Genomic DNA, 24,287 nt, shown 5'->3' with positions numbered 1-24,287 from the left:
CAGGCGCGTGGGATGGATTGGGATACGGCATGGACCTGAAGGACGGCGTCGCGCCACTTCCGTTCAGGGCGGCATTCTCAATTCAGGCTTGCAGTCTGCTTGGCGGCTTTTTCCCGTATCTCAACCGAAGCGCCACCCGCACGCGGTACGCCGAGCCAGGAGAGGACCTCATCGCGCAGGCGGATGAAGCTGGGATCGGAGCGATCATGCGAGGCGCCCTTGACCGGGAGAATCGTGGCGATCCGGCCGGGATGGGGATGCATGATGACCACGCGGTCGCCCAGATAGACGGCCTCGTCCACATCATGGGTCACAAGGATTGCCGTTGCCCCCTCCTGCCTGACGATGCGCCGCAATTCATCCTGGAGACGCAGACGGGTCAGGGCATCGAGCGCGCCGAGCGGCTCGTCGAGCAGCAGGAATTTTGGCCGCGTGACCAGGGCACGCGCAATCGCCACCCGCTGGGCCATGCCGCCGGAGAGCTGGGCCGGATAGGCCTTCGCAAATTGATCGAGGCCGACGAGCTCGAGGTGCTCCGCAACAAGCGCCCTCTTTTGCGAAGCGCCCAGCGGGCTCTTTCGCAGGGCCGCCGCGACATTGGCCTCCACGCTCAGCCATGGCAGCAACCGGTGTTCCTGGAAGACGATCGAGCGGTCGAGGCCCGGGCATTCCACCCGCCTTCCCTCGACCCGGATCTCGCCCTGATAATGAGTGTCGAGGCCCAGGATCAGGCGCAGAAGCGTCGACTTTCCGCAGCCGGACGCTCCGACGATGCTGACGAATTCGCCCTCGGCGACCGTGAGGTTGATATCGGCCAGGGCTCTTACGCGCTGTCCAGCGACGTCGAACTCCTTGCTCACATGGTCGATGGCAAGCGTTTCAGCAGCGATCGCCTGGCTGCCGGTGATGACGGCATGAATTGTCATTGAATTCTCCAGCGCACAAGCCGGCGTTCCAGTGCCGCCGCCAAAAGGTTGAACAGGACGCCCACGAGGCCGAGCAGGAAGAGGCAGAGGAACAGCAGGTCCATATGGAACAATTGCTGGCCCTCGTTCATCCGGCCGCCGAGGCCAGGCGCGATGTTGAGCAACAGCTCGGCGCCCACGGTCGCCGTCCAGGCATAGATCAGGGCGGAATGCAACCCGGTGAAGACGCTGGGCAAGGCGCCGGGAATCGCGATCATGGCGACATAATCGAACCAGCCATAGGTCAGCACCTCGGACAGTTCGCGATAGCTACGCGGAATATTGGCGACGCCCTGCCAGCTGTTGACCAGGGCCGGCTGAAAGGCAGCCAGCGCGATGAACACCAGCTTGCCGGTCTCCCCTCCCCCGAACCACATCGAGATCAGCGGAACCCAGGCAAAGAGGGCGATCTGGCGATGGACGAGCAGGATGGGGCCGAGGAGGCGCCGCAGGAGCCGCGAAAAGCCGATGACAAGGCCCAGCGCCGTGCCGATCGCGCTGCCGGCGATGAAGCCGAGCAGGTCGCGCTGGAGACTGGCGAGGAAATTGCCGATGAGATTGCCCTCCTCCGCTTCCTTGATGCCGCGCTCGACGATCTGCTCCAGGGTCGGGAAGAAAACCGGGTTCGCGACGCCTGCGTGAGACAACAACTCCCAAAGGATCAGGAGCAGCACCGGGAGGATGAAAGGCCTGGCCGCTGCCGGGATATGCTCGAGGCGCGGCCACCAGGGCCTGGCAGTCTCCTCGCGCCGAGGATTATCGGCAATGATCGTGCTCATCGCTTGATCTCCGATTGCCAACGCTGAAGACGATGCTCGATCAAGGTCAGCGAGCCGTGAATGAGAAGGCCGATCGCACCGACGACGATCATCGCGGCGAGTACGAGTTCCAGCTGGAACAATTGGCGCCCATAGGCCATCAGGTAGCCGAGCCCCTCGAAGGAGGCGATCAGCTCCACGGCAACGAGTGTCTGCCAGCTATTGGCGAGGCCTTCGCGCAAACCGGTGAAAATCGAGGGCACGGCCGAGGGCAACACGATGGTCGTCAGCTTCGACCAGGGGCTGAAGGACAGAACCCGGCCCAGTTCGGCATAGGCCTGGGGCACCTCGCGCACGCCTTGCGCCGTGTTGAGGACGACAGGGATGAAGGCCGACCAGCCGATCACCACGACCTTGAGACTCTCGTCGAGGCCGACGAACAGAACCATGATGGGAAGCCAGCCAAGCGTCGGCACCTGGCTCAAGGCGAGGAACAGGGGATCCACGAACTGCCGCAGGGTCTTGGACAGGCCGATCAGCACGCCGAGCGTCAGCCCGGCGAGGGCGCCGGCGGCAAATCCCTCGGCGACACGCCGCAGGCTCGTCACCGTGCTGGAGAGCAGGGAGCCATCCTGGATGCCGTCCCGCAGCGTATCGTAGACCACCCAGGGCGGCGGCAGGATCTGCTCGGGAAGCCAATCCGCCAGGGCCGAGAGGGTCCAGGCGGCCAGGAGCGCGAGCGGCACGATGAGCCCGAGACCCACGGCCCCGGCTGCAGGGCCGATATTCCGACCGATATTTCCCTTGCGCCCCGCACTTTCTGCGGGGGCGCCAATGTGGCCATGGGGAGCGTCGGCGTGCAGCCAGGACATCTCAGTTGGTCGCCGCTCTGGTCTGCTCGACCTCGCCGTCTGTCAGCTTTTGACCCTTGGCGTCGAAGGTCGGCCAATAATGCTCGAGCTTCTGGTCGGTCAGGGCCTGCTTCAGATATTTGGTGTTGAACCAACTATCGATATCGACATCCTTCTTGATCAGCCCATAGGCCTTCGCGCGCTCGGCCTGGTCCTTGTAGCGGGCGACGATGTAATCATCGACGACCGGCGAGAGACGGTGGGCCAGGCGCTCGTCCTTGAAGTCGGTTGCGAAGCTCTCCGCCGGCAATCCGGATTTCGCCCAGATCTCAAAGACATCCTGCCTGTTGGCTTCGTCGGCGCCGAAATGCGCGGCCTTGACGAAGGCTTCCACCACCTTGGCGGTGTAGTCGGGATGAGCCTTTTCGAAATCCGCCGTGACATAGAGGCCCGAATTGCGGCCGAGGGTCGGATTGTCGTTCTTGGTGGAATAGATGATCTTGACCACCCCGTGCTTGGCCAGATCGAGATATTCCGAGCCGCCGAAGGAGGCGTCGACATTGCCCGAGACGAGCGCGGCGGTCGCGGCGTTGGAATCGAGGCTGACGAACCGGATGTTCTTTTCCGACAGACCATGCGCCTCGAGCACCCTGTCCGTTGCGATCTGCAGGTTGGTGCCGCGGAATTGCGCGACCTTGTGATCCCTTAGATCCTCGACCGAATGGATCGACGAATTGGGGGGAACCGCAAGATAGAGCGGGTCGTGGCTGCCGGCCGACGCAAGGAATTCGGTGGCAAGACCCCGTGAACGCCCGACGATCGCCGGAAGATCGCCAAGGCCTGCCGCGAAATCGAGCTGCCCGGCGGCAAGCGATTCATTCAGCGCCGGCCCGGCGCCGCGGAAGAATGTCCACGTCACCTTGACGTCGGGCTGGTCCTTGAATTCAGCCTCGACCAGTTGCTTGACATGGCCAATGGCGATGTAGTCGCCATAGCCGAACGGACGATCATCGAGGCCGGTGCCCGGATATCCGATGCGGAGGAGGGTTTCGGCCGAGGCCGGGGCGACGGCCGCGAGGCCTGCGGCCAGGGCCACAATGTAAGCGAGTTTCATCGATGAGATCCTTGATAGGGTCGATCAGGCAGCCAGGGCCGAGGGGTTGCGCACGGCCTTCTTGCGATTGACGCTGCGCCGGCCATCGACGCTTACCGGCACGTCGCCATCGAGCGTGGTGCGACGAACGACACGCTTGGCGGTGCCATAGTCGTTGACGCCGTAGTGCTGGGTGGCGCGATTGTCCCAGATCGCAACGTCACCCTCGTGCCAGCGCCAGCGCACGGTGTTCTCGGGCCTGGTCACGTGGGTCTGCAGCAGCTGGTAGAGATGTTCGGAGTCGCTCCGCGAATAGCCCAGGAAGCGCTGCACGAAGGAGCCCAGGACCAAGGAGCGTTCCCCGGTTTCGGGATGGACGCGAACCACCGGATGCTCCGTCTCATAGACGGTCGAGGCGAAGACTTCCTCGAAGTGGCGCAGTTCCTCGTCGGTGGCATGCGGGCGCAAGGCGGCATAGTCATAAGCATTGGTGTGCAAGGCCCAGAGCTGCTCGGCGGCGGTCTTGAGCGCGGGAGGCAGGCGCTCATAGGCCTCGACCGTGTTGGACCAGACCGTGTCGCCGCCGACCTCTGGAATGACGACGCCGCGCAGGAGCGAGATCTTCGGGTAGGCATCCACGAAGGTGACATCGGTATGCCAGGAATCAGCCCGGCCGCCGCCCTTGGTGGAGTCGAGTTCGAGAATGGCAGCGGTGCCCTTTTGCGCGTGCTGGGTGGGATGGGCCACCAACGTGCCCAGGCGAGCGGCGAACCGTTCCTGTTCGAGATCGGTGAGATGATTTTGGCCGCGGAAGAAAATCACCTTGTGACGCAGGAGCGCCGCATTGATCGCCGCAACCGTCTCTGCCGGAAGATCGCCCGACAACTTCACGCCGGAAATCTCGGCGCCGATCCGCGCGGCCACGGGCTTGATTACAAGTTCACCTTCGAGGGCAAGCGTCATGTTTATCGTCCCAGTTCTGCTGGCTCCCATAGCCATGCTGGAGAGGACTGTACCCCACGAAAAACAAAAGTCTATAAAAATTATGATATATATAGATTTAATAGATTTATGGCGTCGACGAACCATCGCGATCGCCGTCTGGACGCTGACGGGCTGGCTGCTGAGCAGTACCTCACGAACACGTGATGTAACAGGAATGCGCTCACCGCGAAGTCCCGAACAGGAGACCAATTCTCCCGGGCGATTATCGTGGTTGTAAGGAGCGAGACATGAGAGGCGCACTTTTTCGCGCGGGTATTTCTGCGGGCGCTGTGCTGGTCTTCATGGGTTTGCCTGGTTTGGCGGAGGCTTCCGGACGCCGCGTGCCGCTCGTGGTCGAACTGTTCACAAGTCAGGGCTGTTCGTCCTGTCCGCCCGCCAACGCCAATCTGATCAAGCTCCGCGGCCGGAGCGATGTTCTGGCCTTGAGCTTTTCGGTGACCTATTGGGACAGCCTGGGCTGGAAGGATGTGTTCGGCCAGGAAAAATTCACCGACAGGCAAAGCTCCTACGAGACAAATCTGGGGCATGACGGTCCCTTCACGCCTCAGATGGTGGTGAACGGCAGCCGGGATACTGTCGGCAACGACTTCTCTTCCGTCGAGGGCCTGCTGAGCGGAAGCCATCTGTCGACTGGCCCGGCCATCGAGCTCTCCTCAACCAGCGTCAACCTGGCGCCCGGCGCGGCACCCCGTTCCGGAACCGACATCTGGCTCGTCCGCTACGATCCAAACGTCGTCAATGTCGCGGTCGGTCGTGGCGAAAACACCGGACGAACCTTGCCTCATACCAACGTCGTTCATGAATTGAGGCGGCTCGGCAGTTGGACGGGCAGCGCCGTCAGGCAGACCTTCGAACCCGCGAGTGCAGGGCTGCGAACGGCCATTCTGGTGCAGGTACCGAATGGCGGGCCAATCCTGGCTGCAGCGACCGACTGAAGCCGCGGGTGTGACGTTCTTGGAATTCGGATGTGGATTGCCTGCCATGGGCCCCGCCTCCGGACTGCCCAATCGGGCAACTCAACCGGGGACCCGGCCGGCGGGACCCCACAGCAGGAAGTAGAGCAATGACCCTGATCAGGAAGACAACTGCCTCGACGCTTCTCGCAGCAGCACTGGGGCTCACGATGGTGAGCAATGGCTTTGCAGCCGAAGCCATGAAGCCAAAGCCCATGTCCAAGAACGCCATGATGGCCGACTGCATGAAGAAGGCAAAAATGGAAACCGATGCCATGAAGATGAAATCCATGGAAAAGGCCTGCAAATCGCATAGCATGATGCCGATGGCGCATTAGGCTGCCTTCGCCGATTGACCCGCATTTGCCGGTTCAAGCCGGCGGATGCGGGCAGTGACATCTTCCGGCCTCGACCGCCCTCGCGCGACAAGCGGCCTACGGAGTTCTGCGATGATCGACAAGGTGGAACAGCAGCGATCCGGTTCGGACGAAGCGAGGCTACCTGCAGGCGCAAAGCCTCTCGTCTATCGGCAGTTTCTGTGGACGCGCATCACGCACTGGACCTGGGCCATTGCCATGTTCTTTCTGCTGCTGTCCGGTCTCCAGATCTTCAACGCCCATCCAACGCTCTATATCGGCAATCAGTCGGGCTTCGGCTTTTCCAACGAAGTCCTGGCTATAGGCTCCCAGGACACCCCGGCGGGGCCGGTCGGCTTTACCCGCGTGCTTGGCAAGAGCTTCAACACCACTGGCGTGCTCGGCCTGTCGGCCGTCGACAATACGCCGACGGAACGCGGCTTTCCTAGCTGGGCGACCATACCGTCCTATCAGGATCTCGGCACTGGGCGGGTGGTACACTTCTTCTTCGCCTGGATTCTGGTCATCACCTTCGTCGGCTGGCTCATTGGCGGCCTGATCAACGGGCACCTCGGTCGCGATCTCATTCCACGGGGCAGAGACCTGCGAAACCTGCCCCGTGATGTCTCCGATCACCTGAAATTCAGGTTCCATCACACCCGAGACTACAACACCCTGCAGAAACTGGCCTATGGCGGCGTGTTGTTCGTGGTGCTGCCGCTGATCATCCTGACCGGGCTGACGATGTCGCCCGGGATCGACGCCGCCGTGCCCCATCTGGCCGATATTCTGGGCGGCCGGCAGACGGCGCGCACCATCCATTTTTGCATGATGCTACTGCTGGTCGGCTTTTTCGTCGTGCACATGCTGATGGTGATCGCTGCGGGCCCGCTCAACGAACTGCGCTCGATCGTTACGGGCTGGTATCGCATCGATCCCCCCTCGCAGCCCGCGGGCGCGCCTGAGCAGGAGATATGACAATGTCGAAGTTCAGGCTATCCCGTCGAAGCTTCCTCACCGCCGCCGCCATCGGCGGTTCGAGCCTGCTGCTGGCCAGTTGCAATGTGCTGGATGACCTGGACAGGGATAGCAGTGTCCGCGATGTGCTCGAGAGCGCCAACAACCTGACTTATCGCGTCCACCGGGCACTGGCCGATCGCAACGCCCTGGCGGAGGAGTTCACCGAGGCGGATATCCGTCAACCGCAGCGGCCGAACGGCAGCACGGATCCGGACGACGAGGACTACAAGCAGCTGGCATCCGACAATTTCAGGCAGTGGAAACTCGAGGTCGGCGGCCTGGTCGAGAAGCCGCTGTCGCTGTCTCTCGCCCAATTGCAGGCCATGCCGTCACGCACGCAGATCACGCGGCACGACTGCGTGGAGGGGTGGAGCTGCATCGCAAAATGGACCGGGGTCCCCTTGTCAATCGTGCTCGATGAAGCCAAGCCGAAGCCTTCGGCGCGCTATGTGGTGTTCTACTGCATGGACACCATCGACCAAGACGATGGCACCCAATATTACGGCTCGATCGATCTGATCGACGCCCGGCATCCGCAGACCATCCTGGCCTATGGCATGAATGGCAAGCCTCTGCCGATCGAAAATGGTGCTCCGCTGCGCGTACGGGTCGAGCGGCAGCTCGGCTACAAGATGCCGAAATATCTGGAGAAGATCGAACTGGTCGACAGCTTCGCCCAAATCGGCATGGGCCATGGCGGCTATTGGGAAGACAATGGCTATGAATGGTATGGCGGCATCTGATCCACAAGGACCGAAGGACGGCCTGCAATGGCCACTCCCTGCATCTGCCGACATTCGCCCCTACAAATCATCCACTGATATCGCATAGGATGAGCTCCGAAGGCAGGGTGACCGGCCCTCAAAGTCTCCCTTCCCCGGAGCCCTCATGCCCGATGCGGACGTCATCATCGTCGGCGCAGGTCTCGCCGGTCTCGTTGCGGCGACCGAGCTCGCCGATGCTGGCAAGCGGGTGATCGTGCTGGATCAGGAGTCGCGCCTTAATCTCGGCGGGCAGGCCTTCTGGTCGCTGGGCGGGCTGTTCCTGGTCGACAGTCCGGAGCAGCGCAGGCTCGGCATCCGCGACTGCTACGATCTGGCGCTGCAGGACTGGCTGGGCGCGGCTGGCTTCGATCGCGCGGAGGATCATTGGCCGCGGCGCTGGGCGGAGGCCTATCTTGCCTTTGCCGCCGGCGAGAAACGCTCCTGGCTGCGCGGCATGGGGCATCGCATCTTTCCGGTGGTGGGCTGGGCCGAACGCGGGGGCGGCAATGCCCTCGGCCATGGCAATTCGGTGCCGCGCTTCCATGTCACCTGGGGTACCGGGCCTGGCGTGGTAGAGCCCTTCGAGCGGCGGGCGCTGGAGGCCGAACGGACCGGGCGGATCGCCTTCGGCTTCCGCCATCGTGTCGACAAGCTTGTTGTCAGCAACGGCGCTATCACCGGCGTGCAGGGCGCCCTGCTGGAGCCGAGCGAGGCCGCTCGCGGGGTGGCGAGCTCGCGGGTGACGGTGGGCGACTTCGAGATGCAGGCCGGGGCAGTGATCGTCGCCAGCGGCGGCATCGGCGGCAATACCGGTCTGGTCAGGCAGAACTGGCCTGCGCGCCTCGGCACGCCGCCTGAGGGCCTCGTCTGTGGCGTGCCCGCTCATGTCGACGGGCGCATGCTCGGCATCGCCGAGGCGGCGGGCGCCCGGCTGATCAACCGCGACCGCATGTGGCATTATGTCGAGGGCCTCAGGAACTGGAATCCGATCTGGCCGCAGCACGGCATCCGGATCCTACCCGGCCCCTCCTCGCTCTGGCTCGATGCGCAGGGCCGACGCCTGCCCGGCCCATTCTATCCGGGCTACGACACGCTCGGCACGCTCGAACATCTGCGCCGGAGCGGCTTCGACCATTCCTGGTTCATCCTCACCCAGAGCATCATCCGCAAGGAATTCGCGCTGTCGGGCTCGGAGCAGAACCCCGACCTCACCGGGCGCGACTGGCGCCTGATCCTCGCCCGCATCAGGGGACGGCAGGCGACGGGTCCGGTGGAGGCGTTCAAGAAATATGGCGAGGATTTCGTGGTGCGCGACAACCTCGACAGCCTTGTCGCCGGCATGAACGCCCTCGTCGGCGAGCCGCTGCTCGATGCCGCCGCAGTCCGACGCGAGGTGGAGGCACGCGATCGCGAGATCGCCAACGCCTTTACCAAGGACGGCCAGGTGATGGGCATCCGCAACGCCCGGCGCTATCTCGGCGACAGGCTGGTGCGCACGGCAAGCCCGCACGCTCTGCTCGATCCTGCCCATGGCCCGCTGATCGCGGTGCGCCTGCACATCCTCACCCGCAAGACGCTGGGCGGCCTGGAGACGGACCTCGACGGCCGCGTCTTCGGCCACGACCTCGCCGTGATCCCTGGCCTCTACGCCGCCGGCGAGGCATCCGGCTTCGGCGGCGGCGGCATGCATGGCTACCGGGCGCTGGAGGGATCGTTTCTGGGCGGCTGCCTGTTCAGCGGTCGGCAGGCCGGACGTGCGGCGGCGCGGGTGGTGTAGGGGGTGGGACAATTTGCGAGCCGGTGTAGCTGGGCGCGACTCGCCTCCCCCACGAAGCTGGCGGAGGCTCACGTTGCGCCCTTCCTGCTATGCCTACGCTGCCATATCCTGCCCCGCCTCTCGCTTGAAAAGCTCAACCTCGCGCCCCACTATAATCGCCATGACTGTCCGCCCTCCGCAGAACCTGTCCAGCCTCTCGCCCAACGCTGCTGTCGATGTCCTCGCCGCCGAAATCCGCATGGAGAAGGCGATCTCGCTGGAGCGCACCGGGGAGGCGGCCGCAAAGGCCGTCGCCATCCTCAACGCCCTGCCCCTCGACGATCCGGAACGTCCGCGCCTGCTGGCGGAGACCGCCGAAGCGGTGTGGGGCTATTTCATCCAGCGCGAATTGATGGGCCAGTCCTCGCATGGCGCGGTGATCCGCGACCTCGCCATCCCGCGCGAGGTGCTGGTGCGGCTTGGGGTGCGGCGCATGCCGTGAGGGAGGGCGCACCAACCGCGGAGTGGCGGTCACCGACCGCCATCTTCCTCTCCAGCAAGCGCGTCGCCTCTTAAGATGGCGATCGGTGATCGCCACTCCCACTCCTTGCGCGCTTTTGCCCACCCCACGCCTTGCGCCCGCAGCCAGGCTTTCATACCTTCATATAATATCACGCATGCGGCCTTTGCCGCCTCTCGCGGTGCTCTGCCCGAAAGCCGCGCTCTATCAAGATGAAAGCCATGGATATTCAGTCGATCATGCGCTCGGTCGTGGCCGTGCGTTCCATCATTCCACAGGAAGCCTTCACGGCGGGTGTTCTCGGCACGGAGCGCGAGGGCAGCGGTGTCGTCATCCGCGACGACGGGCTGGTGCTCACCATCGGCTATCTCATCACCGAGGCCGAGGAGGTCTGGCTGACCACGCAGGGCGGGCACGTTGTCCCCGCCCATGCGCTGGCCTATGACCAGACCACCGGCTTCGGCCTGGTGCAGGCGCTCGGCAGGCTCGACCTGCCGGCCGTGAATCTCGGCGATTCGAGCAAGGCTGAGGTCGGCGATGAAGCTGTCTTTGCCGACGGCACCGGCCATTATGTCGAGGCCAATATCGTCGCCAAGCAGGAATTTGCCGGCTATTGGGAATATCTGCTCGACGAGGCGATCTTCACCGCGCCGGCCCATCCCTCCTGGGGCGGGGCAGCGCTGGTCGGCAATGACGGCCGGCTTCTCGGCATAGGCTCGCTGCTCCTGCAGATGGATCGCAATGGCGAGAGCTTCGACATCAACATGGTCGTGCCCATCGACCTGTTGCCGCCCATCCTCGACGATCTCCTGACGCGCGGCCAGGTCAACAGGCCGCCGCGCCCCTGGCTCGGCGCCTTCTCGGCGGAGAGCGACGGCAAGGTCGTGGTGGTCAGCGTTGCCGGCGGCTGCCCGGCGGCCAAGGCGGGCCTGCGCCCGGGCGACATCATCTCCGACGTGCGCAACGAGGAGGTCCAGGGCCTCGCCGACTTCTACCGCAAAGTCTGGGAGACCGGCCCGGCCGGTGCGGAAGTGCCGCTGCGCATCCTGCGCGACGGCCGCGAATCCTGGCTGCGCGTGAAGTCGGCCGACCGCAACAGCTTCCTCAGGAAGCCGCAGTTGCAGTGAATCGGGGGGCGGGTCTTCAGACCCGCCTCTGTGTGGCACGCGTAGTCAAGAGCCGGGTCTGAAGACCCGCCCCCAACTTTACCCCTCAGCTCGCGGCTTCCAGCTTGTCCTGCGTCTTCTTCTCGAAATCGCTGGCGTCGTGGCGCTCGCGCAATTGGCTCGAGGGTTCGCCCGAAGTGCGGTTGACCATGCGCCCGCGCTGCACGGTTGGGCGCTGGAAGATCGTCTCGGCCCAGCGCTGTACGTTCTCGTAGCTTTGCACGTCGAGGAACTCGCCCGCGCCATACTGCCAGCCCTTCGCCAGGCCGCCATACCAAGGCCAGACCGCCATGTCGGCGACGGTGTAGTCGTTGCCCGCGAGGTAGGCCACCTCGGCCAGGCGCCGGTCCAGCACGTCGAGCTGGCGCTTCACCTCCATGGCGAAACGGTCGATGGCATATTCGTTTTTTGTCGGCGCATAGGCGTAGAAATGGCCGAAGCCGCCGCCGAGATAGGGCGCGCTGCCCATCTGCCAGAACAGCCACGACATGCATTCGGCGCGCGTGGCGGGGTCCCTGGGCAGGAATTCGCCGAACTTCTCGGCGAGGTAGAACAGGATCGAGCCGGATTCGAACACGCGGATCGGTTTGGGGCCGCTGCGATCGAGCAGCGCCGGAATCTTCGAGTTCGGATTGACGTCGACAAAGCCGCTGCCGAACTGCTCGCCATCGCCGATCTTGATCAGCCAGGCGTCGTATTCGGCGCCTTTGTGCCCGAGCGCCAGCAACTCCTCCAGCATGATGGTGACCTTCACGCCATTGGGCGTGCCGAGCGAATAGAGCTGCAGCGGATGGCGCCCGACCGGCAGCTCCTTCTCATGCGTGGGGCCGGCGATCGGCCGGTTGATATTGGCGAACTGGCCGCCGCTTGCCTTATTCCAGGTCCAGACTTTCGGAGGCGTGTATTCGGGCGTGTCGGTCATTCCATAAGCTCCGGGGTAATATCGGGATGCGACGGATATAGGGGCACGATGGCAAGAAACAACATCGAGGGACAAGAGGCCGGGTGCTCAACTCTGGGCGAAGTGGAGGAGGCCGCTCGCGCCTCACTCGTAAATGCCCCAGAAAATCCACCGCCGCGCTTTATCCCGCCGCGATAGCCTGCTATTCACGCCCGCATGATAGATGTGCTGCGCCTCATACGAATTATCGTCCCGGCTTCCGCGTGCGGGCTCTGCTGAGCTCCGCGGAAGGTCCGGGTTTGCGCCGCCTGTCTCCTCCATCCGTATCGACGGACCTGTTTTCATGACCGACGTTGTGTCCTCTCCCGAAGCCGACAGCTTCGATTATTCCCAGACCCTGTTCCTGCCGCAGACGGCCTTCCCGATGCGTGGCGGCCTGCCCCAGAAGGAGCCGGAGATCCTGGCCCGCTGGCAGAAGGGCAATCTCTACAAGCGCCTGCGCGAGACCTCGGCCGGCCGGCCGAAATTCGTGCTGCATGACGGCCCGCCCTATGCCAATGGCAACATCCATATCGGCCATGCGCTTAACAAGATCCTCAAGGACATGGTGACGCGCTCGCAGCAGATGCTGGGCTTCGATTCCAACTATGTCCCGGGCTGGGATTGCCACGGCCTGCCGATCGAGTGGAAGATCGAGGAACAGTATCGCGCCAAGGGCAAGAACAAGGACGAGGTGCCACTGGTCGAGTTCCGCCAGGAATGCCGCGCCTTCGCCGAGCATTGGGTCGGCGTCCAGCGCGAGGAGTTCAAGCGCCTCGGCGTCGAGGGCGACTGGGGCCATCCCTATCTCACCATGGCCTATCCCGCCGAGGCGCAGATCGCCCGCGAGATCATGAAATTCGCCATGAGCGACCAGCTCTATCGCGGCTCCAAGCCGGTGATGTGGAGCGTGGTCGAGAAGACCTCGCTGGCCGAAGCCGAGATCGAATATGAGGACCACACCTCCGACACGGTCTGGGTGAAGTTCCCGATCCTTGAGGGCGCGCGCCGTGACGAGCTCGCCAAGGCCGCCATCGTGATCTGGACCACCACGCCCTGGACGATCCCCGGCAACCGGGCGATCGCCTTCTCCAGCCGCGTCGCCTATGGCCTCTACCGTGTCACCGCCGCGCCCGAGAACAACTGGGCCAAAGTGGGCGATACCTTCGTCCTCGCCGACAAGCTGGCGGCCGAGGTGTTCAAGGCTGCCAAGGTGGAGGCCTTCGAGCGCCTTGGCGGGATTGATACCGGCGAGTTCGCCACGCTCACGGTCGCCCATCCGCTGGCGGGCTTCGATCCCGGCTACGGCTTCAAGGTGCCGCTGCTCGACGGCGACCACGTCACCGACGAGGCCGGCACCGGCTTCGTGCACACTGCGCCCAGCCATGGCCGCGAGGACTTCGACGTCTGGATGGCCAATACCCGCCTGCTGCAGGACAAGGGCATCGCCACCCATATCCCCTACCCAGTCGACGGCGACAGCTTCTACACGGCCGATGCCCCCGGCTTCGAGGGAAAGTGCGTCATCACCGAGAAGGGCGAGAAGGGCGATGCCAACGATGCTGTGATCAAGGCGCTGGTGGCTGACGGCAACCTCGTGGCGCGGGGCCGCCTGAAGCACCAGTACCCGCATAGCTGGCGCTCGAAGAAGCCGGTGATCTTCCGCAACACGCCGCAATGGTTCATCGCGATGGACACGCCGATCAACGAGGTGCCGCCGGGCAGCGTTCCCGCCGCCTCGCCCGCGCACATCGCCGACGGCGCCCTGCGCAACGATCGCGGCCCGGTGCTCGGCGACGGCTCGTCCCTGCGCGAGCTCGCCTTGCACGCCATCAGCGTGACGGAATGGGTGCCGGCGGCTGGCGAGAACCGCATCACCGGCATGATCGCCAATCGGCCGGATTGGGTCGTCTCGCGCCAGCGCGCCTGGGGCGTGCCGATCTCGGTCTTCGTGCGCGACAAGCAGGGCGGCGGCGTCGAGATCCTGAAGGACGAGGCGGTCAACGAAGCGATCGCGCGGGCCTTCGAGGTCGAAGGGGCCGATGCCTGGTACAAGGACGGCGCCGCCGAGCGTTTTCTTGGCGCGCGCGCCTCCGAAGGCTGGGTCAAGGTCAACGACATCCTCGACGTCTGGTTCGATTCAGGCTCGACGCATGCCTTCACGCTGGAGGATCCCAGGCACTTCCCAGGCCTTGCCGGTATCGTGCGCAAGGCTGATGGCGGCCAGGATACCGTGATGTATCTGGAAGGCTCCGACCAGCATCGCGGCTGGTTCCACTCATCCCTGCTGGAAAGCTGCGGCACGCGCGGCCGCGCGCCCTATGACGTCGTGCTGACGCACGGCTTCACGCTCGACGAGCAGGGCAAGAAGATGTCGAAGTCGCTGGGCAATACCGTCGCCCCGCAGGACGTGATCAGGCGCTCCGGCGCTGACATCCTGCGCCTGTGGGTGGCGACATCCGACTATGCCGACGACCAGCGCATCGGTCCCGAAATCCTCAAGACGGTGGAAGACAGCTATCGCAAGCTGCGCAACACCATCCGCTGGATGCTTGGCACCCTCGCCCATTACGAGGCAAGCGACGACATGCCGGCCGCCGAGATGCCGGAGCTGGAGCGGCTGATGCTGCACCGGCTGGCGGAGCTCGGCCCGCAGATCCATGCCGCTTATGAAGGCTACGACTACAAGCGCGTGATCGCTTTGCTCGCGACCTTCATGACCTCGGACCTCTCGGCCTTCTATTTCGACGTGCGCAAGGATGCGCTCTATTGCGATCCGAGATCGTCGTTGCGTCGCCGGGCCGCGCTCAGCGTGGTCAACAGGCTCTTCACCAGCCTCGCCACCTGGCTGGCGCCGGTGCTGTGCTTCACCATGGAGGAAGCCTGGACCTCGCGTTTTGGAGAGGAGGCCTCGGTGCATCTGGAGCCGCTTGCCGCCGCCGATCCCGCCTGGCTCGATCCGGAGCTTGCAAAGAAGTGGGAGGTCATCCGCGATGTCAGGCGCGTCGTCACCGGCGCGCTGGAGCAGGAGCGCGCCGCCAAGCGCATCGGCTCCTCGCTGGAAGCCGCGCCCACGGTTTACATCGCGGACAACGCAACCCGCAGCCTTGTCGGCAGCGTCGACTTCGATGATGTCTGCATCGTCTCCGGCCTGACGCTCGCGGCCGGCAATGGGCCGGTGGAGGCCTTCCGTCTCGACGGCGTCCAGGGCGTCGCCGTGGTGCCCGGCAAGGCTTCCGGCGTGAAATGCGCCCGTTCCTGGCGCTATTTCGACCCGAAGACCGCCGATCCCGCCTTCCCCGATATCACCCCGCGCGATGCCGCGGCGATGAAGGAATGGCAGGCGCAAGCCGGAAGCGGATCTGGAGCCTGATCGATGCTGTCACGCTTCATCGGGCGTTTCACGGTCTTGGGAGTGCTGGTGGCGCTCGTCGCCATCATCCTCGACCAAGGCTTCAAGGTCTGGGCGCTGCATGTCTTCGGCATCGCCGACCAGATCGCCTTTCAAGGGCCGGTGGACTGGACGCCGTTCCTGCAGTTCACTTTGGTATGGAACCGGGGCGTCTCCTACGGGCTGTTCCAGCAGGAAAGCCAGGTCGGCATGATCCTGCTGGTGGCCTTCCGCCTGCTGGCGACGATCTTCCTGCTCGTCTGGCTGGCGCGGATTCCCACCCGCGCCGGGGCGGTGGCGATCGGCCTGATCATCGGCGGGGCCGTCGGCAATGCCATTGACGGATTGCTGGCGATCGAGGGGCCTTTCACGGCCGATTGGCTGCGTCGCGAGGGCGTGGCCGACTTCTTCCTGTTCCATGTCGGCAGCTTCAGCTGGTACGTCTTCAACATCGCCGACGTCGCCATCGTTGCAGGCGTGGCTCTCCTGCTGTATGACGTCGTCCTGAACAAGGAGCCCCGAGCCCATCTATCCTAGTGGATATCCTGATCCCGACGGATCGGATTTGGCGGGAATTCTTTGTTTTGACGCATTTTCTCTACAGAAAGTTTACCAACTTTCCGGGAAGATGTAATTTCCAGAGATATCTTCTGGGTTCGAGCAGCGATTGGGATTTAGGATGCGGACAAAGAATTGGCTCGGTTTGGCTGCGGCCACTGCGTTCATTGTCATTGCCCCCGCCGGTGCAGCCAGCGCGCAGTCGGTTCAGGGCTTCTTCCAGAAGATGCTGGGCACCGAAGACGAAGCGCCGCCGATCAATTATTCGGAACGCGCGCCGCTGGTAAAGCCCAAGCAGCTCGACCTGCCGGCCCCCGGCACGGCCGCCTCCAACGCATCGGACCCCAACTGGCCGAACGATCCGGATGAAAAAAAGCGCAAATCTGCCGGCATCATTCCGAAGAGCAAGCCGGAACATGGTGACGGCCGCCTCTCGCCGGGCGAGATGGCTAGCGGTCAGGGATCCGGTGGCGGCCAGGTGGATAGCCCTGAACCCTTCGACGCCGCCAAGTCGAGCGCCGTGCCGCTGAAGCCGAGAGACCTCTATGGCAAGCGCATCAAGACCGGCGACGAAGACGATACGCCACTGGTCGTCGGCCAGGAGCCGCCGCGCCGCTCCCTCACCGATCCGCCTTCCGGCTATCGCAAGCCGCTGGCCTCGGCTCCGATCGGTGGCGACGAGCCGCTGCCTTCCCAGGCCAACGAGAGCACGCCGTGGTATGACCGGATATTCAAGACCCCGAAGACGCACTGAAGCATCGCGGATCGACTTTCGAAGGGCCCGGATCGTTCCGGGCCTTTTTATTTTGCTCGCGCGAAACGCATCGGCGCGAGGCCAACTCCCCGTCTGCCGCATTGACCTCGCAAGCGGGGCGCTCCACATTCGCCCTCCAGGTGGGAATGGTCCTGGCGGGTATGCGGCGCGCCACCGGACCTGAGACGCAAGCGCATCATCAAAGGGGGCCCGGGCTGCCATGGTGCAACTGTCCGGTATCGTGATCGTCACCGGAGCCGCGTCCGGCCTTGGCCGGGAATCGGCGCTGCATTTCGCCGATTGCGGAGCGACGGTGCTGGCCGTCGACATCAATGCCGAGGGCCTCGCCTCATTGGCCTCCGAACGCATCCATCCTGCCGTCGCCGACATCACCAAGGCTGAGGAATGCCAAGGCGTAGCTGACAGGGCCGCGGCGCTCGGCAGGATCACGGGCCTCCTCAACTCCGCCGGCATCGAGTTGCATGGGTCGGTCATCGACATGCCGGAGGACGATTGGGATCGGGTGATGAATGTCAATCTCAAGGCGATCTTCCTGCTCTCCAAGCATGTCATTCCGCAGATGATCGCCCATGGCGGCGGCTCCGTGGTCAACATGTCCTCGATCCAGGGTCTCGCCACCCAGGCAGGTGTCGCTGCCTACGCCGCCACCAAGGGCGGCGTGCTGGCTTTGACGCGGGTGATGGCGCTCGATCACGGCAAACAGAACATCCGCGTCACCGCGATCTGCCCAGGCACGATCGAAACGCCCCTCGCCCAGGCCAATGCGCGGCACTGGAACCCGGAAGATCCGGGGGCGGTGCTGGCCGAATGGGGCACGAAACATGCCCTCAACCGCATCGGCCAGCCGATCGAGGTCGCAAGGCTCGCGGCTTTCCTGATTTCCGATGAGTCCAGCTTCATCACAGGCTCCTACCACCTCATCGATGGCGGGCTGCTCGCTTCCTTCTGACAGGGATTGCCATGAAACGGTCCGAGATCAACCGGCAGCAGAAAGCCGCCTCCGCTTTGTTCGCCGATTACCGCTTCGCGCTGCCCCCCTTTGCTGCCTGGGGCGAGGCGCAGTGGCGGGCCGATCCCGAAACCGCGCATTACTGCCGGGCTCACCAGATGGGCTGGGATGTCACCGATTTCGGCTCGGGCGATTTCGAGAAGCGCGGCCTGGTGATCTTCTGCGTGCGCAACGGTCTGCAGTCCCAGGCACACAGCAAGCCCTACGCCGAAAAGCTGCTCGTCGTGGGCGAAGACCAGGAGACGCCCACCCACGCCCACCGCATCAAGATGGAGGACATCATCGTGCGCGGCGGCGGCAATCTGATCATCGAGTTCCACAACATGACGGAGGATGGCCGCCGCGCCGACACACCGGTGGAGGTCCGCGTCGACGGCGTGCGCACGGCTCTCGAGCCCGGTGCCCCGCTGCGGCTCACCCCCGGCCAGAGTGTCACCATCACGCGCAATCTCTGGCACCGCTTCTACGGTGAGCCCGGCAAGGGCACGGTCTTCGTCGGCGAGGTCTCGCAGGTCAATGACGACCTGACGGATAATATCTTCCTCGACGGGCTCGGGCGTTTTGCGGCCATCGAGGAAGATGAGGAGAAGCTCTATCCACTGTGGAACGAGTTGCCGGAATAAGCTGGAAGCCCGGCGTCTTTCCTGGGACTACAGGCGTCAATCGGTGTGCCGGTCTTCAGACCGGCATGCCCTCGACCGTCCCGGCCGCGGAGAGGAAGATGCCGGTCTGAAGACCGGCACACCGAGCGCCCTATTCGGTGGCGTAGGTGTTTTTTCAAAAGACGGCTGGAAAGTCGGACCTCCCCTCCTACCGTCGCCCGAACAGCGCCTCGATATCCGTCAGCTTCAGCGTCACATAGGTCGGCCGCCCGTGATTGCACTGGCCGGAATTGGGCGTGACCTCCATCTCGCGCAGCAGCGCGTCCATCTCGGCCGGCAGCAGGCGGCGGCCGGCGCGGACCGAGCCATGGCAGGCCATGGTGGCGGCGACATGGTCGAGGCGGCGTTCCAGCACGATCTCCGAGCCCCATTCGGCAAAGCCATCGGCAAGGTCGCGGATCAGCGAGGCCGGGTTGGTGGTGCCGAGGGCGGCAGGCGTGGCGCGCACCAGCAACGCACCGGGACCGAAGGGCTCGATCGTGAGGCCGAGGGCAGAGAGGTCCTCGGCTGCGGCGGTCAGGCGCTCGACATCGGCCGGGTCGAGATCCACCACCTCGGGGATCAGCAGCAGTTGGCTCTTCACGCCGACGGCGGCGCGCTCGCGCTTCAGCCTTTCATAGACCAGGCGCTCATGGGCGGCATGCTGGTCGACGATGACGACGCCTTCCCTTGTCTGGGCCACGATATAGGTCTCGTGCAGCTGTGCCCGGGCGGCGCCGAGCGGGCGGTCGAGATTATCGGGCGCGACGGGTGCCGTATTGGCTCGCGCATCGGCCGAGGGCAGGACGAGCGTGTCGAAGCCGGCCTGGGCGGGTTCGGCAAATCCCGCAGACTCATCGGGCGGCATGCGCGGCGCGGCGGGCGAGAGGCGCCAGTCCCAGTCGGCATTGGCCGGACGCGTGAGGCTGCGCGCGAGCAGGCCGAGCGCGACATCGGCATTGCCGGAGGAGGTGCGGCCGGATTCCCGCTCCAGCGCGTTGCGGATGGCCGAAACAATCAGGCCGCGCACCAGCCCACCGTCGCGGAAGCGCACCTCTGCCTTGGCCGGATGGACGTTGACGTCAACGTCACGCGAGGGAATATCGAGGAACAGCGCCAGCACCGGGAAGCGATCCTTCGGCACATGGTCGGCATAGGCGCCGCGGACGGCACCGAGCAGCAGCTTGTCGCGCACCGGCCGACCATTGACGAAGAGGTACTGATGCTGGCCATTACCGCGATTATAAGTCGGCAAACCAACCTGTCCATGCAGGCGGACATCGCCGCGCCAGACATCGATCTCGATGGCATTGTCGATGAAATCGGCACCGAGGATGGCACCGAGGCGAGCGGCCTCATCCCCCGCCGGCCAGGTGGTAGGGGCATGATCTTCCCCGGCCAAAGTGAAGCTGATCTGCGGATTGGCCATGGCGAGACGCTTGACGATATCGCCGATCGCCGCCGCTTCCGTGCGCTGGGTCTTGAGGAATTTCAACCGGGCCGGCGTGGCGTAGAAAAGATCGCGCACCTCGATGCGCGTGCCCTCGCCCAGCGCCGCCGGCTTGATCGCCTGTTTCTCACCCGCCTCGATGGCGATCATCGAGGCGGTATCGGTACCGCGGGCCCGCGTGGTGATGGAAAGGCGAGAGACCGAGGCGATGGAAGGCAACGCCTCGCCGCGAAAGCCCAGCGTGGTGATGGCGAGCAGGTCCTCGGTCGGCAGCTTGGAGGTGGCGTGGCGCTGCACCGCCAGCTCCAGGTCCGACGGCGACATGCCGGAGCCGTCGTCGACGATGCGGATCAGCCGCTGGCCACCGCCCTCGCTGACCACCTCGATCCTGCTGGCGCCGGCATCGATGGCGTTTTCCACCAGTTCCTTCACCGCGCTCGCCGGCCGCTCGACCACCTCGCCGGCGGCGATGCGGTCGATCAGGATCTGGGGAAGGGCTCGAATGGCCATGAAGCGAATCGTCCGGCGGCGCATGATCCCTCAAATGCGTGGGATCATGCATGAAAACAAGAGGTTAGGGCACGGGCGACTCGACAGCGCAGTCGCGCGCCTTCCTCTTGGAACGATACACCAGACGACCAGCGGCTGAAACCATGGGGCTAAAACACTGGAAGGGAAACGCGGTTTGGAGGGGCGGGTCTTCGGACTCGGCTCTTGGCCGTATCTGCTCGCTGACGGCCAGGTCTGAAGACCGGCCCCTATAAGCGGGAGCTTTCGAAGCGCTATCGCGCATTCACGTTCACATTGACCCGGGCTGACGCGTGATGCCTACACTTTCAGAAAAATGCCGGCCTCAAGGCCGGCACACCGGATCAGGCCAGCCCTTCGGGCTTGCCGACCGCCGCCACGAAGGGCCGCCCCCCGCCGAACAGGCGCTGGGCCACGCGCCTTGTGTCATCGAGCGTCACCGCGTCGACCAGATCATTGCGGCGATCGATGAAATCGATGCCGAGTTGCTCGGTCTGGATCATGGTGAGCTGGTTGGCGATCTTGGTGGAAGCGTCGAAGCGCAGGGCGTAGGAACCGGTGATGTATTTCTTGGCGCTTTCGAGCTCGGCTTGCGTCGGCCCGTTGCGGGCGATCTCGGCCATCTCCGCCTCGATGATAGCAAGACTCTCGGCCGCGCGGTCGTTGCGGGTGGCAACCCCGCCACCGATAAAGGCGGCGTGGGCAAGCGCCCCGACCTGGGTGGAGACCGAATATGCCAGGCCCTTTTCCTCGCGGACCTTCTGAAACAGGCGCGAGGAGAAGCTGCCGCCGCCATAGATATGGTTGAGCACGAAGGCGGCCATGTAGTCGGGATCGTCGCGCTTCACGCCGGGGGTCGCGAATTGCAGCACGGTCTGCGGCACTTCAAGCTCGATGATCCGACGCTCGCCCAGACTGGCAAGGTCAGCCTCCGGTACGATCTGCAGGAGCGCCGAGGTCGGCAGGGAGCCGAACACCTTGTCGAGCATCTCCTCCGCGTCATGGGCGTCGATGGCGCCGACGATGGAAACCGTCAGCCCATCCTTGGCCATCAGGCGACGATGCTGGGCCGCGACATCGTCGCGGGTGATGGCGCCGATGCTCTCCAGCGTACCACGGGGCGAGCGGCCATAGGGGTGGTCCGGAAAGAGGCCGGCGAACAGAGCCAGAGACACCATGGCATTGGGATCGCTCGCCTCCCGCCGCAGGCCCGCCTGCAGGCTCTGGCGGATGCGCTCGACCGCGCCTTCCTCGAAGCGTGGCTCGGTGATGGCGTGATGCAGGAGGTCGAAGGCGAAGTTCTTGCGGTCGGCCAGCGTGCGCAGCGACCCGTTGATCTGGTCGCGCGCCGCCTGGAAGGAAATCTCCACGGCATTTTCTTCGAGCGTGCGCTGGAAGGCCTCGTCGTCATAGGGCCCGGCGCCCTCGTCGAAGAGGGCGGACATCATATGGGCGAGGCCCGCGCGGTCGGCCGGGTCCTGCGCCGCACCGCCCTTGAAGGCGAAGTCGACGGCAACCAGCGGTACGGCATAGTCCTCGACCAGCCAGGCTTCGATGCCGAGGGGCGAGACGATCTTCTGAATCATGGAAATACTCGGTCAGATCGACGCTTTGCGTCGATCATACAGGGAAATCAACCAAACACTCTTCTTTGACGGCGTTGCGACGATCGGCCGTCAGGCAGCCTGCCCTTCGAGCAGGCCCACCACGGACTTTCCGTTGGTCAGAACCAGGCGCCCCACTTCCGGCAGGCGCTCGGCCGCAACCGCGGCGATGCGCTGCGGCCAGAGCTGCAGGTCCTCGACCTTGCCGCCGACTGAGAGCATGGTGCCGTAATAGCGCGCCAGGGTCGACTGGTTGTCCTGTGCGTAGATCGCATCGGCCACCAGCCGCGTCTTGGCCCGCTCCAGCTCGTCATCGGTGACGCCCTCGCCGACGATGCGGGCGATCTCCTCGTCGATCGCCGCCTCCAGCGCCTCGAAGCTGACCCCGGGCATCGGGATGCCCCAGACGCCGAAGCGCGTCTCGTCGACGGCGGAGCCGCCATAGAAGGCGCCGGCGGCGGAGGCCACCTTCTTGTCGACCACCAGCGAGCGATAAAGACGCGAGGTCTGCCCGCCGCCGAGGATCTGGGAGAGCAGGTCCAGCACCTCGCCCTCGCCATTCCGGGCGCGGATATAGGAGGGTGCCCGCCAATGGCGCTGATAGATCGGCTGCTCCACACGCTTGTCGGCGAGCCGCACGCGGCGGTCGGCCCGCTGGGGCGGCTCCTGCGGGCGCAGGCGCGGCGGCGGCTCGGCCCGACGAGTGACCTGGCCATAGGTCGCCTCGGCGAGGGTGCGAACCTCCTCGGCCGTCACGTCGCCGGCCACGATCAGGCTGGCATTGTTGGGCGTATAGAAGCGGGCGTGGAAATCGATGGCGTCCTGGCGCGTCAGGCCCTCGATCTCGTCCTCCCAGCCGATGATCGGCGTGCCATAGGGATGGTGGGTGAACAGGGTCGAGGCGATCTCCTCGGCAAGCTGGGAACCGGGATCGTTGTCGACCCGCATCTTGCGCTCTTCGAGGACCACATTGCGCTCGGGGTTGACGACCTCGTCGGTGAGGGCGAGGCCAGTCATGCGGTCTGCCTCGAAAGCCATCATGGCGCCGAGATGCTCCTTGGCCACGCGCTGGAAATAGGCGGTGTAGTCCAGGGAGGTGAAGGCGTTCTCCTGGCCGCCGAGTTCGGCGACCTGCTTGGAAAAGCCGCCGGGATTCTTCTCGGTGCCCTTGAACATCAGGTGCTCGAGGAAATGGGCAATGCCGGACTTGCCCTTCGGTTCGTCCGCCCCGCCCACCTTGTACCAGATCATATGGGTGACGACCGGTGCGCGGTGATCGGGGATGACGACAACATGCAGGCCGTTGTCGAGATAAAAGTCCGTAATCGCCGGACCCTGGGCCTGGGAGGCACCGCCGAGTCCGGGGATGAGCGCAATCGTCATTGAAGATCCGATCGGGTGGGAAAAGAAGTCAGCTCAATATGGGCCGAAAAAGAACTTTGTGAAGCCCCCATAGCGTTACGGCAGGGGAGCTGCAAGGGCGACTGAGGTCGGAAGTAACATGACCTGCCCCCGATCTTTCGGCTGGGCGAGATGGGCACCTGGTCATAGGGCGTGCCGACGAGGTCCCCTCGCCCCGTTCTTGCAGGGAGAGGGCGCGCAACCGGCTCGCCTCGTTTTAGAATGCCTCGTCTGGCCCAGCAGGCGCGATGCAACCGTTCGAAATCGCTCCGTTCATTGCGACGCAATGACATGCCAAGCTCCAAAAGGGAGCTTGAATCACACCACAGGCGCTTCGAGAGGCAATTTTATGAGTTTGTGACCTGCAGCAAAACACATTTAAGCGGAAACGTTAATTTTCTCTAACTCTTTGTTTCGACGCGCTTTTACGATTCTTGCCGATGCCATCAAATCGCAAAACGCGTTGGTTGGTTTTACGCAGCGAGACGATGCGCGAGCCAAGCTCGTTGCCTGGCTCGCGACCCGCGCGTCTGCGGACTACTTCTTGTTGCCCCAGCCACGCGTGGGATTTCCGTTGCCGTTGTTGTGGCCATTGTTGCCGGTTCCCGGCCCGGAGCCATGGGTGTTGCCACCGCCATTGCCGCTGTTCGGCTGGTTGCCATTGCCATTGCCTGGGCCACCGCCACCGCCGCCGCCACCGCCACCGCCACCGCCACCGCCACCGCCGCCGCCACCGCCGCTACCACCACCACCGCCGCTACCACCGCCACCGCCGCCACCACC

Annotated in this window: 21 protein-coding genes; 12 read left to right on the top strand and 9 right to left on the bottom strand. The window is 64.4% G+C overall.

What is annotated here, in order from left to right:
- Window positions 1–77 precede the first annotated feature (77 nt).
- The 5 genes from QQL24_RS35045 to QQL24_RS35025 are packed head-to-tail and all read right to left on the bottom strand — an operon-like array spanning window position 78 to window position 4,630.
- A complete protein-coding gene (locus QQL24_RS35045; RefSeq protein ID WP_284316959.1) occupies window positions 78–926 on the bottom strand; it encodes an ABC transporter ATP-binding protein in 849 nt (282 codons plus the stop codon).
- A complete protein-coding gene (locus QQL24_RS35040; protein WP_284316958.1) occupies window positions 923–1,744 on the bottom strand; it encodes an ABC transporter permease in 822 nt (273 codons plus the stop codon). Before QQL24_RS35040 ends, QQL24_RS35045 begins: the two co-directional genes overlap by 4 nt.
- Window positions 1,741–2,595, bottom strand: coding sequence for an ABC transporter permease (locus tag QQL24_RS35035; protein WP_284316957.1), 855 nt, complete (start codon window positions 2,593–2,595; stop codon window positions 1,741–1,743). Before QQL24_RS35035 ends, QQL24_RS35040 begins: the two co-directional genes overlap by 4 nt.
- Window position 2,596: 1 nt before the next feature.
- Window positions 2,597–3,688, bottom strand: a complete 1,092-nt coding sequence (locus QQL24_RS35030) for an ABC transporter substrate-binding protein (RefSeq protein WP_284316956.1) — start codon at window positions 3,686–3,688, stop codon at window positions 2,597–2,599.
- A 24-nt stretch (window positions 3,689–3,712) separates the two neighbouring features.
- Complete coding sequence (locus QQL24_RS35025) at window positions 3,713–4,630, bottom strand: TauD/TfdA dioxygenase family protein (protein WP_284316955.1); 918 nt, start codon at window positions 4,628–4,630, stop codon at window positions 3,713–3,715.
- A 269-nt stretch (window positions 4,631–4,899) separates the two neighbouring features.
- Here QQL24_RS35025 and QQL24_RS35020 point away from each other — a divergent pair, with 269 nt between their 5' ends.
- The 7 genes from QQL24_RS35020 to QQL24_RS34990 all read left to right on the top strand — a co-directional run bounded on the left by QQL24_RS35020 (window position 4,900) and on the right by QQL24_RS34990 (window position 11,168).
- Window positions 4,900–5,607, top strand: coding sequence for a DUF1223 domain-containing protein (locus QQL24_RS35020; protein WP_284316954.1), 708 nt, complete (start codon window positions 4,900–4,902; stop codon window positions 5,605–5,607).
- Window positions 5,608–5,735: 128 nt separating this feature from the next.
- Window positions 5,736–5,963, top strand: a complete 228-nt coding sequence (locus QQL24_RS35015; protein ID WP_284316953.1) for a hypothetical protein — start codon at window positions 5,736–5,738, stop codon at window positions 5,961–5,963.
- A 111-nt stretch (window positions 5,964–6,074) separates the two neighbouring features.
- Window positions 6,075–6,959 carry a cytochrome b/b6 domain-containing protein gene (locus QQL24_RS35010; RefSeq protein WP_284316952.1) on the top strand — a complete coding sequence of 295 codons (885 nt, stop codon included), beginning with the start codon at window positions 6,075–6,077 and terminating at the stop codon, window positions 6,957–6,959.
- Window positions 6,960–6,961: 2 nt separating this feature from the next.
- The gene (locus QQL24_RS35005; RefSeq protein ID WP_284316951.1) at window positions 6,962–7,744 is read left to right on the top strand and encodes a molybdopterin-binding protein; all 783 of its coding nucleotides are present in this window, start codon (window positions 6,962–6,964) and stop codon (window positions 7,742–7,744) included.
- 145 nt (window positions 7,745–7,889) lie between these two features.
- Window positions 7,890–9,542, top strand: a complete 1,653-nt coding sequence (locus QQL24_RS35000) for an FAD-binding dehydrogenase (protein ID WP_284316950.1) — start codon at window positions 7,890–7,892, stop codon at window positions 9,540–9,542.
- A 160-nt stretch (window positions 9,543–9,702) separates the two neighbouring features.
- Window positions 9,703–10,023, top strand: coding sequence for a DUF6665 family protein (locus QQL24_RS34995; protein WP_284316949.1), 321 nt, complete (start codon window positions 9,703–9,705; stop codon window positions 10,021–10,023).
- 239 nt (window positions 10,024–10,262) lie between these two features.
- On the top strand, window positions 10,263–11,168 hold the full coding sequence (locus tag QQL24_RS34990; RefSeq protein WP_284316948.1) for a S1C family serine protease: 906 nt from the start codon (window positions 10,263–10,265) through the stop codon (window positions 11,166–11,168).
- Window positions 11,169–11,253: 85 nt separating this feature from the next.
- Here QQL24_RS34990 and yghU read toward each other — a convergent pair whose 3' ends face one another.
- Entirely contained in the window at window positions 11,254–12,129 is an 876-nt protein-coding gene (gene yghU / locus QQL24_RS34985) for a glutathione-dependent disulfide-bond oxidoreductase (protein ID WP_284316947.1), read from the bottom strand.
- A 322-nt stretch (window positions 12,130–12,451) separates the two neighbouring features.
- Here yghU and ileS point away from each other — a divergent pair, with 322 nt between their 5' ends.
- The 5 genes from ileS to QQL24_RS34960 all read left to right on the top strand — a co-directional run bounded on the left by ileS (window position 12,452) and on the right by QQL24_RS34960 (window position 18,503).
- On the top strand, window positions 12,452–15,520 hold the full coding sequence (gene ileS, locus QQL24_RS34980) for an isoleucine--tRNA ligase (protein ID WP_284316946.1): 3,069 nt from the start codon (window positions 12,452–12,454) through the stop codon (window positions 15,518–15,520).
- Between the two features lie 3 nt (window positions 15,521–15,523).
- Entirely contained in the window at window positions 15,524–16,075 is a 552-nt protein-coding gene (gene lspA / locus QQL24_RS34975; RefSeq protein ID WP_284316945.1) for a signal peptidase II, read from the top strand.
- A gap of 142 nt (window positions 16,076–16,217) precedes the next feature.
- The gene (locus QQL24_RS34970; RefSeq protein ID WP_284316944.1) at window positions 16,218–16,850 is read left to right on the top strand and encodes a hypothetical protein; all 633 of its coding nucleotides are present in this window, start codon (window positions 16,218–16,220) and stop codon (window positions 16,848–16,850) included.
- Between the two features lie 220 nt (window positions 16,851–17,070).
- The gene (locus tag QQL24_RS34965; protein WP_284316943.1) at window positions 17,071–17,820 is read left to right on the top strand and encodes an SDR family NAD(P)-dependent oxidoreductase; all 750 of its coding nucleotides are present in this window, start codon (window positions 17,071–17,073) and stop codon (window positions 17,818–17,820) included.
- An 11-nt stretch (window positions 17,821–17,831) separates the two neighbouring features.
- Entirely contained in the window at window positions 17,832–18,503 is a 672-nt protein-coding gene (locus QQL24_RS34960; protein ID WP_284316942.1) for a D-lyxose/D-mannose family sugar isomerase, read from the top strand.
- A gap of 187 nt (window positions 18,504–18,690) precedes the next feature.
- Here QQL24_RS34960 and mutL read toward each other — a convergent pair whose 3' ends face one another.
- The 3 genes from mutL to QQL24_RS34945 all read right to left on the bottom strand — a co-directional run bounded on the left by mutL (window position 18,691) and on the right by QQL24_RS34945 (window position 23,486).
- Window positions 18,691–20,481: a DNA mismatch repair endonuclease MutL gene (mutL, locus tag QQL24_RS34955; RefSeq protein WP_284316941.1), complete on the bottom strand. Its 1,791-nt coding sequence runs from the start codon at window positions 20,479–20,481 to the stop codon at window positions 18,691–18,693.
- 362 nt (window positions 20,482–20,843) lie between these two features.
- Window positions 20,844–22,085 carry a M16 family metallopeptidase gene (locus QQL24_RS34950; RefSeq protein WP_284316940.1) on the bottom strand — a complete coding sequence of 414 codons (1,242 nt, stop codon included), beginning with the start codon at window positions 22,083–22,085 and terminating at the stop codon, window positions 20,844–20,846.
- A 90-nt stretch (window positions 22,086–22,175) separates the two neighbouring features.
- Window positions 22,176–23,486, bottom strand: a complete 1,311-nt coding sequence (locus QQL24_RS34945; protein ID WP_284316939.1) for a M16 family metallopeptidase — start codon at window positions 23,484–23,486, stop codon at window positions 22,176–22,178.
- Window positions 23,487–24,287 lie beyond the last annotated feature (801 nt).

It is taken from the genome of Labrys miyagiensis (assembly GCF_030160835.1).
Lineage (GTDB): Bacteria > Pseudomonadota > Alphaproteobacteria > Rhizobiales > Labraceae > Labrys > Labrys miyagiensis.
This window is presented reverse-complemented; position numbering and strand designations above follow the sequence as displayed.

Coding starts and splice junctions, on each gene's coding strand:
- QQL24_RS34950 (WP_284316940.1), bottom strand. CDS start 22,085: ATGATTCAGAAGATCGTCTCGCCCCTCGGCATCGAAGCCTGGCTGGTC.
- QQL24_RS35035 (WP_284316957.1), bottom strand. CDS start 2,595: ATGTCCTGGCTGCACGCCGACGCTCCCCATGGCCACATTGGCGCCCCC.
- QQL24_RS35040 (WP_284316958.1), bottom strand. CDS start 1,744: ATGAGCACGATCATTGCCGATAATCCTCGGCGCGAGGAGACTGCCAGG.
- QQL24_RS35015 (WP_284316953.1), top strand. CDS start 5,736: ATGACCCTGATCAGGAAGACAACTGCCTCGACGCTTCTCGCAGCAGCA.
- QQL24_RS34945 (WP_284316939.1), bottom strand. CDS start 23,486: ATGACGATTGCGCTCATCCCCGGACTCGGCGGTGCCTCCCAGGCCCAG.
- QQL24_RS34995 (WP_284316949.1), top strand. CDS start 9,703: ATGACTGTCCGCCCTCCGCAGAACCTGTCCAGCCTCTCGCCCAACGCT.
- QQL24_RS34965 (WP_284316943.1), top strand. CDS start 17,071: ATGGTGCAACTGTCCGGTATCGTGATCGTCACCGGAGCCGCGTCCGGC.
- lspA (WP_284316945.1), top strand. CDS start 15,524: ATGCTGTCACGCTTCATCGGGCGTTTCACGGTCTTGGGAGTGCTGGTG.
- QQL24_RS35045 (WP_284316959.1), bottom strand. CDS start 926: ATGACAATTCATGCCGTCATCACCGGCAGCCAGGCGATCGCTGCTGAA.
- QQL24_RS35010 (WP_284316952.1), top strand. CDS start 6,075: ATGATCGACAAGGTGGAACAGCAGCGATCCGGTTCGGACGAAGCGAGG.
- QQL24_RS35005 (WP_284316951.1), top strand. CDS start 6,962: ATGTCGAAGTTCAGGCTATCCCGTCGAAGCTTCCTCACCGCCGCCGCC.
- QQL24_RS35020 (WP_284316954.1), top strand. CDS start 4,900: ATGAGAGGCGCACTTTTTCGCGCGGGTATTTCTGCGGGCGCTGTGCTG.
- yghU (WP_284316947.1), bottom strand. CDS start 12,129: ATGACCGACACGCCCGAATACACGCCTCCGAAAGTCTGGACCTGGAAT.
- QQL24_RS34960 (WP_284316942.1), top strand. CDS start 17,832: ATGAAACGGTCCGAGATCAACCGGCAGCAGAAAGCCGCCTCCGCTTTG.
- QQL24_RS34970 (WP_284316944.1), top strand. CDS start 16,218: ATGCGGACAAAGAATTGGCTCGGTTTGGCTGCGGCCACTGCGTTCATT.
- QQL24_RS35025 (WP_284316955.1), bottom strand. CDS start 4,630: ATGACGCTTGCCCTCGAAGGTGAACTTGTAATCAAGCCCGTGGCCGCG.
- QQL24_RS34990 (WP_284316948.1), top strand. CDS start 10,263: ATGGATATTCAGTCGATCATGCGCTCGGTCGTGGCCGTGCGTTCCATC.
- QQL24_RS35030 (WP_284316956.1), bottom strand. CDS start 3,688: ATGAAACTCGCTTACATTGTGGCCCTGGCCGCAGGCCTCGCGGCCGTC.
- QQL24_RS35000 (WP_284316950.1), top strand. CDS start 7,890: ATGCCCGATGCGGACGTCATCATCGTCGGCGCAGGTCTCGCCGGTCTC.
- mutL (WP_284316941.1), bottom strand. CDS start 20,481: ATGGCCATTCGAGCCCTTCCCCAGATCCTGATCGACCGCATCGCCGCC.
- ileS (WP_284316946.1), top strand. CDS start 12,452: ATGACCGACGTTGTGTCCTCTCCCGAAGCCGACAGCTTCGATTATTCC.